Source organism: Methylosoma difficile (assembly GCF_054657615.1).
In genome coordinates, this window is sequence record NZ_BAAHYJ010000001.1 from 873,171 (window position 1) to 892,203 (window position 19,033).

The following is a 19,033-nucleotide window of genomic DNA, read 5'->3' on the forward strand; positions in this document are numbered from 1 at the left end:
TCTGGAAATTAACATGCCGCGTATTTTTGTCATCTCTTTAGCTGTTGCCATGTCCATTTATCTGGTGCTTTGCTTAGGTTTGTACCTCGCCCAACGGTCTTTAATTTACCATCCAACACCCAGCGCTAGTGCCGAAGCGGCGGCTGGAAAACTCAAGTTGGCGGTCACAGGAGCTGAGTTAGCGATTACCGCCCATCAACAAAAAAGCGAAAATGCCCTGATTTATTTCGGTGGCAATATGGAAGATGTGGCTTGGAGTTTGCCTTTGTTTACAAAGATGTTTCCAGACTATGCCATTTATCTGCCGCATTATCGGGGTTATAGCGATAGCACTGGCGAGCCCAGCGAGTCTGCTTTGCATGATGATGCGCTAGCCTTGTTTGATAAGTTGGTTTACCCGCAGCATCCGCATGTTGTAGTAGTCGGGCGCAGCTTGGGTTCGGGAGTCGCCGCCCGATTAGCCAGCCAACGCCCCATCGCCAAGCTCGTGCTGATTACGCCGTTTGACAGCATCCTCAATGTGGCGCAAGGCAAATTTCCGTTGTTTCCGATCAACTGGCTGTTGAAAGATAAATTTGAATCGTGGCGATACGCCCCGCAAATCACCGCCCCGACTTTAGTGGTCGCTGCTTCACACGACCAAGTCATCCCGTATGCCAACACCGAACGGCTTTATAAAAGCTTTAACAAAAACGTGGCGACGCTAAAACTCATTCCTAATACAAACCATGATGACATCATGGCTGAGCCGTCTTATTTGGAATGGGTAAAAACTCAGTAACTTAAAACGCGAATGGATGCGCCTCCTATAAATTATCGGAATTGGAAAACTGGTTGGTCGGGCGTGAATTCTAATCTATCCGGCAACTAATAAGGCAGATAGTAGGGTGGGCAGAAATACGGCTCAGCTAAGATACCTTCTTAACAATAACCAAATTGAGTTTATGAAAAAAGCCTCTGTTATCCGTTATGCTTGCTTTGCACTTATTTTTCATTTTAACAATGCCTATTCCCAAAACTGGCCACAATTGGATCGAACCAGCCAAAGTAAATCCTGTGTGGAATCTCTAAAAATAGCTAAAGCGGTATTTTCATCCTCTGCCTTTTATCTTTATGATCCGCCCGTTTTACCTGAAAACGCCTCAAGCTCTGTCGTTTTAGGTTCCAAAAAACACGATATTTCTGGCGGTGATGCCCTAGAAGCTAACTCTATTTTTGACAAATTGCCTAAAGGCGGGCAAGACCCTCGAAGTGTTTATTGGCAACAGCAAGCAGATGCTGGTTTTCGCCTCGCATTGGTTGAAGATGCCTTTGGATGGCGCGGAGATATTTATACGCTTTACGCTATCAAAGAAGCCATAACAGCCAAGCAATTCATTGCTGAGATCAATACTAATGAAAAATCGCTGGGCTTAACTCCGGTAATTGGTGATCTATGGCGACCACCACTAATTATCCAAGATAAGCCATCCGGTCAACTCTGGGTGATAGATGTGGGGCATCCCGCTGATTTCCTAGGCCATTGGCAAGCGTATGGCCTAGGTGCAGGAGGCTTGAAACCGAGTTGCAAAATTAACTTCCGGCCCGATGCGAAATATGCCACCAATGTATTGCCAAAACCCATCCGTCAATTTGCCAAACTGTTGGATAGTACAATTGGACCGGGCTTAGACGAAGGAACGCTACAATCTACCGCATGGATTCGAATTAAAGTCCAGCATGTGTGGGCAAACATGGCCTTACGTCCTTGGGTATCATACCAACCTTACAATTCTCGGAAAGAGGTCGATGCAGGTTTGTTAGCATGGTCTCAGCATGGAAAATCTTATCTAAAAACTTACCAAGATATTCAGAGAGAATATGTTTTGGCAAAACGATCTTTAGCCAATTATTATCGGAGAAGGTTTCATAAATCGGCTGCTGAAGCTAAAGCACTGGCTGCCGAACAACTAGACCTTGCGTATCGCTCCCACTATACCTTCCACCAAGAGTGAACTTGAAAATATGCGGTATCATAGGATGTGCTGTTCCTAGGGCATAAACGGCACGATGCGCCTCCTATCGTCGGCAAATTCTATAAACTGTAAAAACATCGGAGCCAGCCAATGCTACAAGACCAAATCATTACAGAGCTAAAACAAATCCCTAACGACAAGTTAGCCGAAGTTTACGACTTAATTCATTATTTCCGCATCGGCTTAGCAAGCGAAGGCAACGCTCTACCTAAGCAACGTCCAATCGGTTTGGCAAAAGGTAAATTGCAGATTCCAGCAAACTTTTTTGAACCTTTGCCGGATGATTTGCTTGATGCCTTCGAAGGTAAGTGAATGAAGCTGTTACTGGATACTTGCACTTTCTTGTGGCTAACAACAGATGCCGAGGAGCTAAGCGAACAGGCAAAAGTGTTGTTTAAAAACACTGAAAATCCGGTTTATTTAAGTTGCGTTTCTGTATGGGAGATAGTGGTAAAACATCAATTAGGCAAGTTGCCTTTGCCCGATGAACCGGAAATTTTTATAAAACAGCAGTGCCAGCAACACCTTATCGACATGCTGCCGCTTACCGATAAAGCGGTTTATCACCTCAGTCGTTTACCCAACTTTCATCGCGATCCTTTCGATAAGATGCTGGTGTGTCAAGCTATTGAGCATGGGCTGACTATTTTGACTAGCGACGGATTGATTGCCCAATACCCTGTTAGCACGGTTTGGTAACACAGCCAATAATCAGCCGTCCAGTTTAACTCCATTCTCCTCGCACCATTCCCGTATCGCCCGCGCTTGGGCATTGGCTTGATATTGATGCCATTGATCTAACAAATCATGGTTGTCTAACAGCGATTTATACCTGGCATACGCGCCCGCTGCGAGACAGGAGTCGAGTAGTCCCCAGAAGCGATAGTGCTTGTGTTTTCACGAAGCGTTTTTTGCGTAGTGAAAATGCAGGCTGTCCGAAATCGCGTCGAGTCATTGCGGTAACGATGTCGCCTATCCCCTTGTTGGGTAGGCAGACGAGAGAAGCAGGACGGCTGGGGCAGCCGAAGGCAAGAGCGGTCGCGTGATTTTTGCTGATTGACCGGCACGGAGGCCGAAGCAATCTTTCGCAAAAATAGCGACTCCCTGCTTGTTTCCTGAATATGGTCTGTACTTCGCTTGCCGAATCTGGCAAAAATTCATACACAAACTTCATCACCAAGGGTTTGCCCAAACCAAAGTCGTAATTACTGGGAATCTCCAAATAATCTTCATTGCCAATATCGTCCGGCAAGGCTTCAAAGCCAAAATCCTCGTCAGATTGCCAATAAATCTTGCCCGTGGCTTTATGCAAATATGCTTTATTTTCAAAAGTTGCAACACTAACAAAATCCATCGCATCAATTAATTCGGCTAATTTTATGTTCATGCGTATTCCTTAAGTAACTGGTAATATACCCGCGTAAATTGTAAGTTTATTTTTAGCGATGCAGCCCCTGCTTGGCAACAAGCATTAAACAAAGGCCACGATGATGAACAGCTTCCTGCAAACCCTCGCCGCGCAAAATGGCAACCAAGCCACGCACTTACTCGCAATACTCCGCGCCGTGCAAGCCCGCTACCAGCACATTCCCGAAGCGGCGATAGAGCAGCTAGCCGATTTGCTCAGCATCCCTCGCACGCAAATCCTCGGCGTGGTGGAATTTTACAGTTTCTTGCATTTGCAGCCCAGAGGCTACTACGACATCCTCATCAGTGATTCCATTACCGATCACATGCTCGGCAAGCACGCTATTATGGCTTATCTGGCGGAACGCTTGCAGGTGGCGGTGGGTGCGGTGCGGGCAGATGGTATGGTGAGTTTGGACAACACCTCGTGTACGGGGTTATGCGACCAAGGCCCGGCGGGTTTGGTCAATGGTTTGCCGTTGACGCAGCTAAATAAAAGCAAAATCGACCAGATTACAGAATTGGTCAACACGCAAACACCCCTAGCCAATTGGCCTAGCGAGCTGTTCGCCGTCAGCGACAATATCCAACAAACAGGTTTGTTGCTGGACAAGCCGATTGTCAAAGGCGAAGCCTTACAAGCGACTTTTGCCCGTGGCACACAAGTTACGTTGGCAGAAATCGACCAATCCGGTTTACGCGGACGTGGCGGTGCGGGCTTTAAAACGGCAATGAAATGGCGCTTCTGTTCAGAAGAAGCCGAATCCACGCGCTATGTGGTTTGCAATGCCGACGAAGGTGAGCCTGGAACATTCAAAGACCGCGTCTTGCTGAACAGCTACGCCGATCAAGTGTTTGAAGGCATGACCGTCGCGGCGGCAATTATCGGCGCGAAGCAAGGTTTTATCTATCTGCGCGGCGAATATCTGTTTTTGTTCGAACCCTTGCAAGCCGTCCTGCAACAACGCCGCGACACAGGTTTATTAGGCAACAACATCTTAGGCCAAGACTTTGATTTTGATATTGAAATTTGCCTAGGCGCAGGCGCGTATATTTGCGGCGAAGAATCGGCATTGATTGAATCGCTGGAAGGCAAAATGGGCATCCCGCGCAACCGCCCGCCGTATCCGGTCACCCAAGGCTATTTGGGCAAACCGACCGTGGTCAATAACGTGGAAACTTTTTTGGCAGCAGCGGCGATTGCCGTCCACGGCGGCGACTGGTTTGCTGCCATCGGCACGGACAAATCCAAAGGCACCAAAATCCTCAGCATCAGCGGCGATTGCGCCCGTCCTGGCATTTACGAAGTGCCGTTCGGCAGCACCGTGCAAAGTGTTTTAGACGCTTGCGGTGCAGACGATGTGCTGGGTGTACAAATCGGCGGCCCATCCGGCACGTTTATCGCCAATGATGAATTGCAACGCAAACTGGCCTTTGAAGATTTGGCAACAGGCGGCTCGTTCATCATATTCAACAACACGCGCAACATCTTAGAGATCGTCAACAACTTCACCCACTTCTTCGCCCACGAAAGCTGCGGCTTTTGCACACCTTGCCGCGTCGGTACATCGTTGTTGAAAAAGCAATTGGACAAAATCGTCGAAGGCCACGGTTCGGCAGGCGATGTCGTCGCCTTGGAAGAACTCTGCCAACTGGTGAAAAATTACAGCCACTGCGGCCTAGGCCAAACCGCCGCCAATCCGATACTTTCAACCTTGGAACGCTACCCCGAACTGTATCAAGCGCAGTTGAAAAAAATCAGTTATGAGCCTGGGTTTGATTTGGATGCCGCTTTAGAAACTGCGCGGAGGATGGCGAACCGGATTGATGCGGGGGCGCATTTGGTGCAGGTTGAAGAAGAATAAGCTATAAATATGTACTTAAAGAGCTAAATTGGACTACCGCTGCGAGACAGGAGTCGAGTAGTCCCCAGAAGCGATAGTGCTTGTGTTTTCACGAAGCGTTTTTTGCGTAGTGAAAATGCAGGCTGTCCGAAATCGCGTCGAGTCATTGCGGTAACGATGTCGCCTATCCCCTTGTTGGGTAGGCAGACGAGAGAAGCAGGACGGCTGGGGCAGCCGAAGGCAAGAGCGGTCGCGTGATTTTTGCTGATTGACCGGCACGGAGGCCGAAGCAATCTTTCGCAAAAATAGCGACTCCCTGCATAAACAGTGAATACAAACAATCATAGTATAAATTCGCTCGCAAAAAATATTTCCGATTTGGGAGACCAAACTGTTGATGAAAAACTCGAAACGACTAAAGAAAAGAGAAAGATTACAGTAACAAATTATCAAAATGTAGAAGATTTCATTACTGCAATTAGAAGGTCCAATCCTAAATGGTGGACTAATATCAACAACCAAAACTCAAGTCCATGGGTTTTTCGTGGAGTAGGCGATTCAGAAAATTGGAAACTAATTCCTTCTGCTTGGAGACCGGACAACAGTAACGAATTGCTGCCTTTAATAGAAAAAATATCCATTAAAAATATTCCAATTAGCTTTGATTATGATGATTTGAGAGCTCACCCTCAAAGCCCTTTATTTAGAAAATTTTTTGAATGGGTAGGTGCCGAGCGAGAAGCACTATTTAGATTTGCATATATGGCTAATGAATTAGGATTTAAAATACCCGCTCAATCTTTTCAAAATCGTAACAGCCCTATTCTTTTTAACCAATTACACGAAACTCAAACTGATAATAGCATTGCAGCTATAGCGCAGCATCATGGAATACCCACCCGTCTTTTAGATTGGACATTTGATCCGTTAATTGCAGCTTATTTTGCTGTAAAAAATAAACCTGAAAAATCAAAATCAATTTGTGTTTGGGCTTTAAACACCCAGCTTCTAGCATATCAAAGCAAAGAATCGCTAGACTTTGGTGATATTAAAATTCTTTTGTACCGTTTACAGCGATCAGAAAATCAGTATTTACATCACCAAAGTGGTGTATTAACAGAAATATTTAGCCTTTCAAATTGGCTATTAGATTTTTTTATCCGTTATGGACATTGGCCTTCGCTTGAAGATGTCATCTCAACCAATTCAAATAATTCACCTTCAATTCTTATCGGGCATGAATTGGATTCATCCTATACAGCCGAACTTCTGACTTTTTTAAGTAGGGAAGGAATAAATCAAGCATCACTAATGCCCACACTAGATAACGTTTCAAAAACAGTTAAAGAACATTGGAAAAATTGAATTCATAGGCTCCATAATAAATCGCCATAAAACTCAATCATGATACTCAAGGCCACCGAGGCATAACATGAGCAAAACTATCACCATCGACGGCAAAACCATTCCATTTGAAGACGGGCAAACCATCATGCAAGCGGCGACGGCGGCGGGCGAATACATTCCGCATTTATGCCATCACCCCGAATTTACCCCACACGGTAGTTGCAAGCTGTGCACGGTGAAAGTCAACGGGCGCAACTGTTCGGCCTGCACTTTTCCCGCCGCCGAAGGCCAAGATGTCATCAACAATAGCAAAGAACTAAACGACGACCGCAAAAAAATCACCCAAATGCTATTTGTGGAAGGCAACCATTTTTGCCCGTCTTGCGAAAAAACTGGCAACTGCCAATTACAAGCGGTGGCTTATTATTTGAACATGCTTGACGACCACTTCCCGCTGTTTTACCCGCATCGGGAAATGGATGCTTCGCATCCTGACGTGTTAATCGACCACAACCGCTGCATCTTCTGCACCTTGTGTGTCCGCGCCAGCAACGAGCAGGACGGCAAAGACGTGTTTGGAATTGTCGGAAGAGGCATCAACAAGCATTTAGCGGTCAACTCGGCAAGCGGCTTACTCAAGGACACCGATTTGGACAAAAACGACAAAGCCGCACACATCTGCCCGACCGGAGCGATTTTAATCAAACGCACAGCCTACCAAGTGCCGATAGGTCAGCGCATTTACGACCATCACGAAATAGACGAAGTTAGTTTGGCGGCCTCATCTCTGACAGTCGGAGCAGATCATGGCGAATAAAGTCCGCGTAGCCACCACCTCACTAGCAGGCTGCTTCGGCTGCCACATGTCGTTTTTAGATTTGGACGAACGCCTAGTCGCCCTCGCCGAACATGTCGAATTCGACCGCTCGCCGATCACCGACATCGAACACGCCAGCAACTGCGACATCGGCCTGATAGAAGGTGGCGTATGCAATTCCGAAAACGTCCACACCCTGCGCGAATTCCGCAAAAACTGCAAAATATTGGTCGCGGTCGGCGCTTGTGCAATCAACGGCGGTTTACCTGCGATGCGTAACTTCATCCCGCTGGAAGAATGCTTGAGTGAAGCTTATCTGGACGGCATCGGCGTGGAAAATCCGCAAATCCCCAGCGACATCGAATTGCCATTATTGTTGGACAAAGTCCGCCCGATTCATGAAGTGGTGAAGATTGACTACTACCTGCCCGGCTGTCCGCCATCAGCCGATGTGTTTTGGAAATTTTTGACGGATTTGTTGGAAGGGCGGGAACCGGAATTGGATTATGGGTTGGTGCATTATGATTGATTTGATTCTGTAGCTTGGGAACAAGGGTAAAAAAAATGAACACAGCCCTCGATGTTGAAAAACTCATTCCAGCTTGGCAAATGCTTAGAGCTGTTGCTCCCGTGGCACACATCGAATCCGAAAGCGATTACGCACAGGCCACAGCGTTGCTCAATAGTTTGCTGGATATTGTTTTGGACGATGCCAACCATCCTTTATATTCGCTGGTTTCTGTCGTGGGTGATTTGATCGAGGCGTATGAAATGGATTTTGAGCCGTTGGCTTGAGATATATAAGCGAAAAATTATTTAATAAAAATAAACAAAGCTCTCAATGAAAATAAAGAAAATGGGCGCTATATGAATTTGAGTGGGTAAACAAATTCATATAGCGCCACTAAAAACAATATGAAAGCAATATTTCTGCGCTTGTTTCCGTGAGGCACCGAATTGGTATAGATAAAAGAATCATTGCAATTGCAGGCCGGGGCAGTTTGTAAGACGATGAACATCAACCAAACCGCTTGCACATTCAGCGACAAAGGTGTTGTAGGCATGAAACAAGTTACGTGGATGGGCTGGAAAATAAAATCGGCAGAATGGCGCGTAGATGATTATCAATGTTTGATGACGGCTAAAAAGGTGCGGCTTTTGGCAGTGGAGTGCGTTGTTCTTGATAGGGAATGTGAGGTGATAGACAAAGATGTTTATCAAAACTCAGGGCCTGTTATTAAATTAAATAAACTCAGATATTAATTAGGAGACGAATATGACAACAGAGCGGTTTAAAATTGAAGCCTATATTTAGGTACAGCTTCACATGATTTTTTTGGGTATTAAGAGATTCAAGTGGCGCTATTGTGCAAGAATTGCATGGATTAGCTGTTAACTCTAGTAGCGACCCATAAAATGCCCTTACCATCGGCGCGTTCTACGACAGCCAAAGCACCACCTACGACACCAGTGCGTCCATTGCCAATCTGACCCTTGTGATTTTGGATGCGGGCAACAGCAACAGCAACAGCAACAGCAACAGCAACAGCAACAGCAACAGCAACAGTGACAGTGACAGTGACAGTGACAGTGACAGTGACAGGCAATTGGCGGGTGCAGAGACTAATATCCTGGTCATTTGGTCTGACGCCAACGAAGAAGGTAAGCTGGATACGGGCGAAACCCAAGCCTTGTCCACGTTGGGCATCGCCGTTGCCAGTGCCGACTACGGCTTCTACATCCGTGGCAATGATGTCCGCCCCAGCGACCGTACAGCCCACCCTCCAACCGATAGCTAAAATCCGCAAGGGCTGCCATTCCATGCGGCACAATGTCCTGCCGCCCTTGTTCCAAGGCTGTCATTGCATGCTTATGCTATTTTGGATAAGAGGTTAGGTTTTTATAAAACTGACATATAAAGCAGATAGCCTTGCGCTGAAAACAGGTGGCGCATCAATCGGGATATACGAACGATGCAATTCATACCTCAACGCACACTACATTAGCGCGTTATAGGTTTATCCGCGTCCATAGAGAATTGAAATGTCCAAATCCAGAACCTTGTTAGCGTCAATTGCCTCAGTCTTATTAAGCTTTTATTGCGCATTAACTGGTTGTGTAGGTCAAAGCACCAGTGAATGCAATCTTCCTGTTCCACCAATTCGGTTGCCGTTTGCCGTACAAAATAAGGGGGCTAAAATTGAAACGGAATTATTGATAATTGAAGAGAAAGAATACATATTCCAGCTTAGTTTCATTTTTAAAGAAAATAATGAATTAGATCGGGCGCGGTTAAAAAAATTAGTAGGAGAAACTATGCAAGACCAGGGTGGCGATCCGAGCATTCCAATTTCGCTGCGTTTAAAAATCAGCAGCTTCAGTGTTAATAATGAAAGCTTTGTTTATGATCAAGAACTAAGTAAGTTTTGGCTGATTTCATGGGGGGCTGATAGCTTTGAAAAACGCATTGTAGGTGTGAAATTAAAACCCGGACATTATCGAATAAACGTTGAAAGTCTAAATGACATCCCTAAATTAATTGGAACGTCAGTTTTTTTTACTATGGCTTACAGTAATAGGCTATAAATTTAAATTAATTAAAATAAAAAAATAAGGATACAAAATGCCGCAACTAATAATCAATATCGAATCAGCAGGTACTCCTCTTATTAATGGAAATAAATAAAATGTTGGTCATATGTTATTTTTGGTAACTGACAGTTCTGGAATACATCATGATTTTGGTTTTGCACCTAAATTTGGAGCTGTTGGTATAGAACGCCTGTTTGGATCAGGTAGCGTTAATCCTGATGGCGAAGATGACCCATATTACCTAGGCTCAAGTGACTACAGCAAAACCATTCAAATCACCCAAGACCAGTATGGCAAGCTGATGGCCTTTGGCAGTAATCCAACCGATTTTGGTTTTAGTCTACGATATAATGTCCTTACTAACAGCTGCATCAACTTTGTTTGGGAGGCATTGTCAGTTGCAGGATTAACCCCGTCTGGTTTTCAAGGGTTCTATTGGCCTTGGGAAAACAGTTTGTTGGTGCCGATATTTGTCGCTGGCGAGGACGTATCCGACTTGTTTGAAGATTTTGTCACCACGGCATTCGATGCAGTTGATGGTGTCGCATCCGCCCTTTCTGAAGCCGCTGATGCGTTGGGCGACTTTTTCGATCGGCAGCTTGGTCAAAACACGGGAAATTTAGTGAATGTTTTCAATCTTGAGCGAGACATTTTCGTTAGTTTCGACCAAGGGTTGTTTGGACAACCAGCTTATAATGGCTTTACCCAAAGCTTGTCTGATTGGTTAGTTGGCTCCTCTTCAACTCTCCTGCCTAGCTTCCAAAACTACAACTTCGGCCTAAACTTCAACACCCCCATCGGCGCGTTCAACGACAGCCAAAGCACCACCTACGACACCAGCACCTCCATTGCCAACCTGACCCCAGTGCTGCTGGACGCGGGCAACAGCGGGCTGAGCGTTGCGCTGCTTAATGCCCGTGACAGCAACGGTGACGGGCAATTGGTGGGTGTCGAGACTAATAGTCTAATCCTTTGGTCTTACGTCAACGAAGACGGTAAGCTGGATACGGGCGAACCCCAAGCCTTGTCAGTGTTGGGCATCGCCGTTGTCAGTTCCGACTACGGCTTCTACACCCGTGGCAATGATGTCCGCCCCAACGAACCCTTACAGCCCACCCTCGCGGCTGTTGCTACGCCCGCCAGTCCGCAATGCGCTATTGCTCGGCATAAAAACATCCACCATTTGTTAAGTTGTTTTTTATACATATTGCTTGCCAATGTTTATAAAAAACAACATGAAACAAAACAAGCCCCCGCTAACCGATAGCTAAAATCCGCAAGGGCTGCCATTCCGTGCGGCACAATGTCCTGCTGCCCTTGTTCCAAGGCTGTCATTGCATGCTTATGCTGTTTTGGATAAGAGGTTAGGTTTTCATAAAGTTGACATATAAAGCAGATAGCTTTGCGCTGAAAACAGGTGGGCGAATACGGGGGGCGTGCCTTCTAATGCTGGTACATCTTTCGATGTACCTTATTGGGTTGAGAATTTTTATAAAAACAAAATATATTTAACGAATTGGAAAGCTTGGCAGTATTAACTATTGGTAAATAACAACCTATTAGAGATTGAACATGAGCGAACGTAATTTAACCTTTGGCGAAATTAACATGCTACGCACTTATCGATGACAACATTATCCAGAATAATTTCAAATTTTGTCGCTGATAAAGAAGCTCCAGTCCTAGACTGGTTTTAAATTATGGCTACTAGGTAAATAAGAGTCCGTAGCACCATTTCTAGACTACTTGCCTTTTTAACTAGCCTGACGAGGAGAAATGTTAAACGATATGACATTAGTGTATTTATATTTAATACTGTCAATAATTATGTATTTAGCTCATGTTTGCTTGTTATTACATATTGCTTGGCTACGAAAAAAAGGGATTTATCCAAAGGCGGGTTTTGAAAGCCTAGATGATGTTAAAAAACTGTTGAAAGCAAATAAATCTATTTTGGCATTAAGGTGTTATAGAGCAATTAACCCAGAGACGAGTTTGAAAGTAGCGAAAGACAAACTTTTGGCTATTCGGTCAAAAATATAAACAAAAATCAATCTTAAAATAACTTGGAGGAAAAAATATCTGATTTTGAAACCTATTTTAACGAGAATATGCAAGCTTTAGGTGTGCCAACTCTAAACTCTCTTTATCTTACCTTAGCAGGAACAAATGCTGCTGCTGGAACTATTGCTGGTATTATTGAAAAATACGGAGCAAGAGTAACTGTGGCAGAGCTTATTGGAGCGGGTCTGATAACCGAGTATTCTCAAGTTTTTGGCGGTGCATTAGCATCTTATTATCTAGGTTCAGTGGTTGCCAGCGCAGCAGTAGCAACTGGACGAGTATTGTCTGGCGGCACCTCGTTAGCAGATGTTTTTTACGATGTAACAGTTTTAGATAAGCAGGCTTACAAACTTCACAACAACGGCTTGTTTAATGACAATCAATTTAACCAAGTGATGAATTTGGCATCAGGCTTGATGTTATCAAGTGGGAGTCTTTCAAGTGCTTTCCAAAACTACAACTTCGGCCTAACCTTCAACACCCCCATCGGCGCGTTCTACGATAGCCAAAGCACCGCCTACGACACCAGCGCGTCCATTGCCAACCTGACCCCGGTGCTATTGGATGCGGGCAACGGCAACAGCGGCCTTAGCGTTGCGCTGCTTAACGCCCGTGACAGCAATGGTGACGGGCAATTGGCGGGTTCAGAGACTAACAGTCTGGTCTTTTGGTCGGACGCCAACGAAGACGGTAAGCTGGATGCGGGCGAAACCCAAGCCTTGTCCGCGTTGGGCATCGCCGTTGCCAGTGCCGACTACGGCTTCTACACCCGTGGCAATGATGTCCGCCCCAGCGAACCCTTACAGCCCACCCTCGCGGCTGTTGCTGCGCCCGCCAGTCCGGCGGATCCGGTGGTACCGGATAGCCGCTACCGATACTTAAGGGACAACGACAACGCCTTTTTCAAAAAAAATGCTTATGGTCAGGTATTCGTCATGAGTTACAGTTCCTCCGATGTCAAAGTCTCCAAGGATGAGCAATATATTGTCGGCACCGACGGAGCCGATAGTTTCGGACTTAGCTTTTTGCGGAATTCTTTGTTTGATCCGCAAAAGGTCATCGGCTTGTTGGGCGGGGGCGGCGATGACTTTATAAGGGGTACAGACACTGCCGACCTATCTTGGGCGGGCAGCCAAGCTAAACTGAACGACACTATTTGGGGTGGCGACGGCAACGACACCGCCTTGGGTTATGCTGGCGACGACAGCCTTTATGGTGAGGCGGGCGATGACTTTTTGTTGGGCGGGTCTAACAACGACCTGGTCATCGGTGGTATCGGCAACGATTATCTATGGGGCGATGAAGACAGCGATACCTTGTACGGTGGTGACGGTGCAGATCAATTGGTGGGTGACACTGGATATGCCGCAGCCACTACGGGTGGGGTGGATAGCCTGTATGGCGGCTTGGGTGATGACACCTTGTTCGGTGAACGGGGTGCGGATAATTTGTTCGGCGGAGCGGGAAATGATGAGCTGCAAGGTGGCTTCGATAATGACAAACTGTCCGGTGAAGACGGTAATGACCGGCTGTTCGGACAAACCGGCGATGATACCGTGTGGGGCGGCGAAGGTAATGATGTGTTGGTTGGCTTTACCGCCAGCAATGAAACCAAACAAACATTGCTGGCAGGCGAAACCGACAACGACATTTTGTATGGTGATGGTGGTAATGACAACTTATTTGGCGATTGGGGCAATGACACCTTGGATGGCGGCAGCGGCAACGATTTGATAGATGGAGGAGTTGGCAATGATAAGGTGTTTGGCAGCGGTGGCAACGACCAGTTGACTGGTGGTGATGGCAACGATCAACTGCTGGGCGGGGCGGGTGAAGACAAGCTGTTCGGCGAAACGGGCAACGACAAGCTCTGGGGCGGTGACGGCGATGACATGTTGATGGGTTTTACTGCCAGCAACACAACTAAGCAAACTTTAGCGGTCGGTGAAACAGACGACGACTGGTTGTATGGTGGCAATGGCAACGATTTGATGATTGCTGGCCTAGGCAATGACAACCTGTTTGGAGAGGCTGGTGTCGACGAACTACAAGGTGGGGACGGCAATGACAAGCTTTATGGCGGTGCTGGCGACGACCATTTGTTCGGGCAGGTGGGTAACGATGTACTGTATGGTGGTGACGGTGATGATGTGTTGGTGGGATTTACCGCTTCCAACGAGAGCAAGCAAAGCTTGGTGGCGGGAGAGTCTGATAATGATTGGCTCTATGGGGGGGCAGGCCAAGATTTACTGTTGGGCAGCGAAGGCAATGATTATCTGGACGGCGGTGCCGGTGCAGATGACATGCAAGGTGGCAACGGTAGCGATGTTTATATTGTCAATAGCGTCAACGACAGCATTGCAGAAGCGGCAGGGGCCGGTTACGACACGGTAATCAGCAGCTGCAATTATTTGCTCAACCAAAATATTGAGAAGCTGCGTTTGTTGGACGGGCTGTCTATCCATGGCACGGGCAACGCCTTGGACAATAAGATCATCGGCAATAATGAAGACAATATCCTTGATGGTGTGACGGGTGCCGATACCTTGATTGGGGAAAAGGGGGACGACACCTATTATGTCGACAATGTTGGCGATCAAGTGGTTGAGCAAGCAGGCGAAGGGCTGGACAGGGTACAAAGTTCAATTAGCTATACGTTGGCGGAAAATGCCGAAGATTTGGTGTTGCTGGATTTTTCCAAACCGGAATCGGGTTTGGTCGATGGTGCTGGCGTGCTGGTGTACGGTTATCCTAAAAGGAATGAACTGGATTATAGTCAAGGCGATGCCTTGGCTGATTATTTGGGCACTTGTGCGTTAACTGCCATTTCCAACATCATGGTCCAAGCCGGAAAGCCCAGTACAGAAGCTGATATTATCCAATTGGCGATCAATAATGATTGGGCTTTGAGTGACCCCAATTTGCCTGCTTATGAACGCGGCGGCTCAACGTCTGCGGATCAGCAAGCCATCTTGGACTCACTTGGATTACGTAACGATTTGCTGTCGGGTTATCGGGAGCAAGGTTTGGCCAACTTGGTGATGAGCGGGCGCGCTGTAATTTTAGGAGTTAACGCCGGCAAATTATGGGGCGAGCCGGATTACATTGATGGTGGCGCGGTGAACCATGCCATTACCATCACCGGCGCTGTTTACAACAACAGTGGCGATGCCAATCAAGGCCAATTGATGGGCTTTTTCATAGCCGACTCCGGGCGGCGCAAGGTCAACGATATGAACCGGTTTGTTGCTGTAGATACCCTTAAGGCAGCCGCCAATGTGCCGGGGGCTTACGCTATCTACACTTTAGAACCCTTGAAGCTGTGGGACGAAGACCTCACTGGTACGGGCAATGCGGGTGATAATACCCTTATTGGCAACCGTGGTAACAATAACTTGAGTGGCGGTGACGGCAATGATTCTTTATCCGGCGGTGCAGGCAACGACAACCTAGTTGGCGGGGCCGGTGCTGACAGCATGAATGGCGGTGAGGGCGATGATGTCTTTATGGTGGACAATACTTCCGACACGGTAAAAGAAGCTGCTGATGAAGGCTTCGATATTGTCAGATCATCGGTTAGCTTTACGATAAAGGCTTATGTTGAGCAGCTGGAATTGCTCGGCAGCGGCAATATTAATGGTACGGGCAGTGCCTTGTCTGATCTTATTATTGGCAACGACGGCAATAATGTGCTTAATGGTGGCGGAGATGTTGACGAGTTGCGTGGCGGTTTGGGTGATGATACTTATGTGGTCAACAAGAGCCAGGATTTGGTGGTGGAAAATGCCAATGAGGGTAATGATTCTATACAAAGCGTAGTCAGTTACGTGCTGCCGCAGAATGTTGACAGCTTAACCCTAACCGGCAATCTGACCATTAACGGTACAGGCAATGCCTTAAACAATACCTTGGTTGGCAATGCAGCGGCAAACATTCTCAATGGAGGAACGGGAGCCGATGTGCTTATCGGAGGTTTGGGTAACGACCGTTTGTTAGGCGGGGCGGGGGCTGATATTTTCCGATTTGATGCCATGCTTGCCGACAATGTGGACACGCTTTCTGACTTTTCTGTTACTGATGACATCATCGAGCTGGATAACGCGGTCTTCAGCAAATTGACCACATTGGGAGCATTGTCTTCCGGTCGGTTTGTTAATGCCCCGTCAGCGGCAGATGCCAATGACTATATTGTTTACAATTCCAGTTCAGGGGCGTTGTATTATGATGCTGATGGCAATGGTGTACAGGCGGCGGTGCAAATAGCGCAGATGGGAACGGGCCTTGCCATGAGCCATTTAGATTTTGTCGTGATTTAGGTAATTGATAATACGAATCCGACACAGATGCCAGTCAATGCGTAGGATGGGCTGACGACAGGAAGCCCATCAATCAGAGCAAACGATGGGCTTCCCTACGCTCAACCCATCCTACAACCAATCAATGTTACACAGCCCCAACCGAGAACCGCCATGTACGAACATTTAGAAACCGCCGAAAATCGTGACACTTTAAAACGGGTCGTTGTCGATCCGGTCTCGCGCGTTGAAGGCCACGGCAAAGTGACGTTGTTATTGGACGCAGACAACAAAGTTCAGCAGGCGCGTTTGCACATCGTTGAATTCCGTGGCTTTGAGCGTTTCATCCAAGGTCGTCCGTATTGGGAATTGCCCGTGCTAGTGCAACGGCTGTGCGGAATTTGTCCGGTCAGCCATCATTTGGCGGCGGCGAAGGCGATTGACCAATTGGTGGGGGTTGATCCTGAAAATCTGCCCGTATCTGCCGACAAACTGCGCCGTCTTTTGCATTTCGGGCAAGTGTTGCAATCGCACGCGCTGCATTTTTTCCATCTTTCCAGCCCCGATTTATTGTTCGGTTTTGAAAGCGATATCGGCAAACGTAATATCATCGCGGTGTTGTCTGATTTTCCCGATATTGGTTTACAAGGCGTGAAGCTGCGTAAATACGGGCAGGAAGTGATCCGCATGGTGTCCGGCAAACGTATCCACGGCACGGGCGCGATTGCTGGCGGCATGAACAAGCACCTGAGCAAAGAAGAGCGCGATTATTTGCTGGCGGATATTGACCAAATTATTGAATGGTCTGCCGCGTCTGTGGCTTTAATCAAAAAAGTCCATTGCGCCAATTTGCCTTATTACGATGACTTTGCCACCATCCGCACGAATTATTTAGGCTTAGTGAAGCCAGGCGGCGCGTTGGAGTTGTATCACGGCGGCATTCGCGCCAAGACGGCGGCGGGCGAAACGATTACCGATCATTTTGATTACTGCAATTACAATGACCTGATCCACGAAGAAGTTCGGTCGTGGACGTATATGAAATTTCCTTATCTGCTTTCACAAGGTAAGGAGGAAGGTTGGTATCGCGTTGGGCCTTTGGCGCGGGTGAATAACTGCGATTATATCAACACGCCTTTAGCAGAAGCGGCGCGTATCGAATTTAAAGCCCATAGTGGTGAGGCTATGGTACACAGCACTTTAGCCTTCCATTGGGCGCGTTTGATTGAAGTGCTGCACTGCGCAGAAAGCATCAAAGAACTGTTGCACGATGCCGATTTGCTCGGTGGCGAGCTGGTCGCACAAGGCGAGAAACGTTACGAAGGCATCGGCGTGATTGAAGCGCCGCGCGGCACGCTGTTCCACCATTACCAAGTCGATGACAACGACATCGTCACCAAAGCCAATCTGATCGTGTCCACCACCAGCAATAACCAAGCGATGAACGAATCGGTGCGGCAAGTGGCGGCGGAATATTTGTCAGGCCGCGAATTGACCGAACCCTTGCTTAACAATTTGGAAGTGGCGATACGCGCCTACGATCCGTGCCTCTCCTGCGCCACCCATGCGGTCGGCAAAATGCCTTTGCAATTGGAATTACGCGATGTGGACGGCGTATTGATTGATAAATTGATTAAACACGATACTGGCGACATTGAGCGTGTTTGAGAAAACTGTCGATGCTATTGGAGAAGCCTGTCCACAAATGTTGGGGTTCGTTCCTCACCCCAACCTACACAAACCCGTGCTGGTTTTTGGCTACGGGAACTTAAGCCGTGGCGATGATGCCTTAGGTCCGTTGCTGTTGGAAGCCATAGAGCGCAGCCCAAAGCCGATTTTGGACTCAATAGAAATACTCACCGATTTTCAATTGCAAATCGAACACGCGCTGGATTTGGAAAACCGTGATTTGGTGTTGTTTGTTGATGCCTCTATGAATTGCACCAATACTTTCGATTTTGCCGAACTGATCCCCGCCAAAGATAACAGCTACACCACCCACGCCATGAGTCCAGCGGCAGTGTTGGCGGTTTACGCAAACATCAAAAAACAAACACCCCCACCGAGTTTTTTGTTAAGCATTAAAGGCGAGTCGTTTGAATTGGGTGAAGATTTGAGTGCGGCGGCGGTGGAGCATCTGCAGGCTGCGATGGGGTTTATTGAGAAGCTATTGGCTGATTTGAATGTGTTGGCTTGGCGAAAGTATTTGTAGGTTGGGGTGAGGTACGAACCCCAACGCATCGATCCAATGCTAAGCGTTGGGGTTCGTACCTCACCCCAACCTACTGATCGTATAAAAACTTATGCACGAACTCTCCTTGCTCGAAAACGTCCGTGAAATTTTGGAAGACCACGCCATCAGCCAGCATTTTTCCAAAGTCAACCAAGTCACTTTAGCGGTCGGCAAGTTGTCGTGTGTAGAACTGGAAGCCTTGCGCTTTGGTTTTGATGTGGTGATGAAAGGTTCGCTGGCGGAAAATGCCGAATTAATCATCACCGAATTACCTGGTTTGGGCGAATGCCGTCAATGCCAGCAACAAAGCAAATTGCTCAATTTGTACGATCCGTGTCCGTATTGCGGCAGCCCGCAAGTGACTGTACTGCAAGGTACGGAAATGAAAATTAAAGATTTACTGGTCAGTTAAAGGAAAA

The 19,033-nt window shown here is 47.2% G+C and carries 19 protein-coding genes; 18 read left to right on the plus strand and 1 reads right to left on the minus strand.

Translation table 11 applies throughout. The features are described from left to right. Positions 1–13 precede the first annotated feature (13 nt). From ACYQ1O_RS04280 to ACYQ1O_RS04295, 4 genes are all read left to right on the plus strand, one after another. Positions 14–781: an alpha/beta hydrolase gene (locus tag ACYQ1O_RS04280; RefSeq protein WP_459990395.1), complete on the plus strand. Its 768-nt coding sequence runs from the start codon at positions 14–16 to the stop codon at positions 779–781. Between the two features lie 163 nt (positions 782–944). Further along, entirely contained in the window at positions 945–1,994 is a 1,050-nt protein-coding gene (locus ACYQ1O_RS04285; protein ID WP_459990396.1) for a hypothetical protein, read from the plus strand. Between the two features lie 111 nt (positions 1,995–2,105). Then, positions 2,106–2,327 carry a hypothetical protein gene (locus ACYQ1O_RS04290; RefSeq protein ID WP_459990397.1) on the plus strand — a complete coding sequence of 74 codons (222 nt, stop codon included), beginning with the start codon at positions 2,106–2,108 and terminating at the stop codon, positions 2,325–2,327. Beyond that, the gene (locus ACYQ1O_RS04295; RefSeq protein ID WP_459990398.1) at positions 2,328–2,714 is read left to right on the plus strand and encodes a type II toxin-antitoxin system VapC family toxin; all 387 of its coding nucleotides are present in this window, start codon (positions 2,328–2,330) and stop codon (positions 2,712–2,714) included. It begins immediately after the preceding gene. 127 nt (positions 2,715–2,841) lie between these two features. On the opposite strand, the gene ACYQ1O_RS04300 is transcribed toward ACYQ1O_RS04295, so the two are convergent. Beyond that, a complete protein-coding gene (locus tag ACYQ1O_RS04300; RefSeq protein WP_459990399.1) occupies positions 2,842–3,402 on the minus strand; it encodes a hypothetical protein in 561 nt (186 codons plus the stop codon). Positions 3,403–3,505: 103 nt separating this feature from the next. Between ACYQ1O_RS04300 and ACYQ1O_RS04305 the strand changes: the two genes are divergently transcribed. The 14 genes from ACYQ1O_RS04305 to hypA all read left to right on the plus strand — a co-directional run bounded on the left by ACYQ1O_RS04305 (position 3,506) and on the right by hypA (position 19,026). Then, positions 3,506–5,287: an NAD(P)H-dependent oxidoreductase subunit E gene (locus tag ACYQ1O_RS04305; RefSeq protein WP_459990636.1), complete on the plus strand. Its 1,782-nt coding sequence runs from the start codon at positions 3,506–3,508 to the stop codon at positions 5,285–5,287. Positions 5,288–5,593: 306 nt separating this feature from the next. Further along, the gene (locus tag ACYQ1O_RS04310) at positions 5,594–6,631 is read left to right on the plus strand and encodes an FRG domain-containing protein (protein ID WP_459990400.1); all 1,038 of its coding nucleotides are present in this window, start codon (positions 5,594–5,596) and stop codon (positions 6,629–6,631) included. A 67-nt stretch (positions 6,632–6,698) separates the two neighbouring features. Further along, positions 6,699–7,430 (plus strand): 2Fe-2S iron-sulfur cluster-binding protein, encoded by a 732-nt coding sequence (locus tag ACYQ1O_RS04315; protein WP_459990401.1) that lies wholly within the window; start codon positions 6,699–6,701, stop codon positions 7,428–7,430. Next, positions 7,420–7,959, plus strand: coding sequence for an NADH-quinone oxidoreductase subunit B family protein (locus tag ACYQ1O_RS04320; protein ID WP_459990402.1), 540 nt, complete (start codon positions 7,420–7,422; stop codon positions 7,957–7,959). Before ACYQ1O_RS04315 ends, ACYQ1O_RS04320 begins: the two co-directional genes overlap by 11 nt. Before the next feature lie 35 nt (positions 7,960–7,994). Beyond that, on the plus strand, positions 7,995–8,225 hold the full coding sequence (locus ACYQ1O_RS04325; RefSeq protein WP_459990403.1) for a hypothetical protein: 231 nt from the start codon (positions 7,995–7,997) through the stop codon (positions 8,223–8,225). Between the two features lie 216 nt (positions 8,226–8,441). After that, positions 8,442–8,693: a hypothetical protein gene (locus ACYQ1O_RS04330; RefSeq protein ID WP_459990404.1), complete on the plus strand. Its 252-nt coding sequence runs from the start codon at positions 8,442–8,444 to the stop codon at positions 8,691–8,693. 233 nt (positions 8,694–8,926) lie between these two features. Next, on the plus strand, positions 8,927–9,229 hold the full coding sequence (locus ACYQ1O_RS04335; RefSeq protein ID WP_459990405.1) for a hypothetical protein: 303 nt from the start codon (positions 8,927–8,929) through the stop codon (positions 9,227–9,229). A 244-nt stretch (positions 9,230–9,473) separates the two neighbouring features. Next, the gene (locus ACYQ1O_RS04340) at positions 9,474–10,016 is read left to right on the plus strand and encodes a DUF5625 family protein (RefSeq protein WP_459990406.1); all 543 of its coding nucleotides are present in this window, start codon (positions 9,474–9,476) and stop codon (positions 10,014–10,016) included. Between the two features lie 112 nt (positions 10,017–10,128). Next, complete coding sequence (locus ACYQ1O_RS04345) at positions 10,129–11,289, plus strand: hypothetical protein (RefSeq protein ID WP_459990407.1); 1,161 nt, start codon at positions 10,129–10,131, stop codon at positions 11,287–11,289. Positions 11,290–11,798: 509 nt separating this feature from the next. After that, positions 11,799–12,065 (plus strand): hypothetical protein, encoded by a 267-nt coding sequence (locus tag ACYQ1O_RS04350; protein ID WP_459990408.1) that lies wholly within the window; start codon positions 11,799–11,801, stop codon positions 12,063–12,065. A gap of 182 nt (positions 12,066–12,247) precedes the next feature. Next, positions 12,248–16,402, plus strand: coding sequence for a calcium-binding protein (locus ACYQ1O_RS04355; protein ID WP_459990409.1), 4,155 nt, complete (start codon positions 12,248–12,250; stop codon positions 16,400–16,402). Between the two features lie 153 nt (positions 16,403–16,555). Continuing rightward, positions 16,556–18,049 carry a Ni/Fe hydrogenase subunit alpha gene (locus ACYQ1O_RS04360; protein WP_459990410.1) on the plus strand — a complete coding sequence of 498 codons (1,494 nt, stop codon included), beginning with the start codon at positions 16,556–16,558 and terminating at the stop codon, positions 18,047–18,049. Positions 18,050–18,086: 37 nt separating this feature from the next. Continuing rightward, positions 18,087–18,593, plus strand: coding sequence for a hydrogenase maturation protease (locus ACYQ1O_RS04365; RefSeq protein WP_459990637.1), 507 nt, complete (start codon positions 18,087–18,089; stop codon positions 18,591–18,593). Between the two features lie 91 nt (positions 18,594–18,684). Continuing rightward, complete coding sequence (gene hypA / locus ACYQ1O_RS04370; protein ID WP_459990411.1) at positions 18,685–19,026, plus strand: hydrogenase maturation nickel metallochaperone HypA; 342 nt, start codon at positions 18,685–18,687, stop codon at positions 19,024–19,026. Positions 19,027–19,033: the final 7 nt, after the last annotated feature.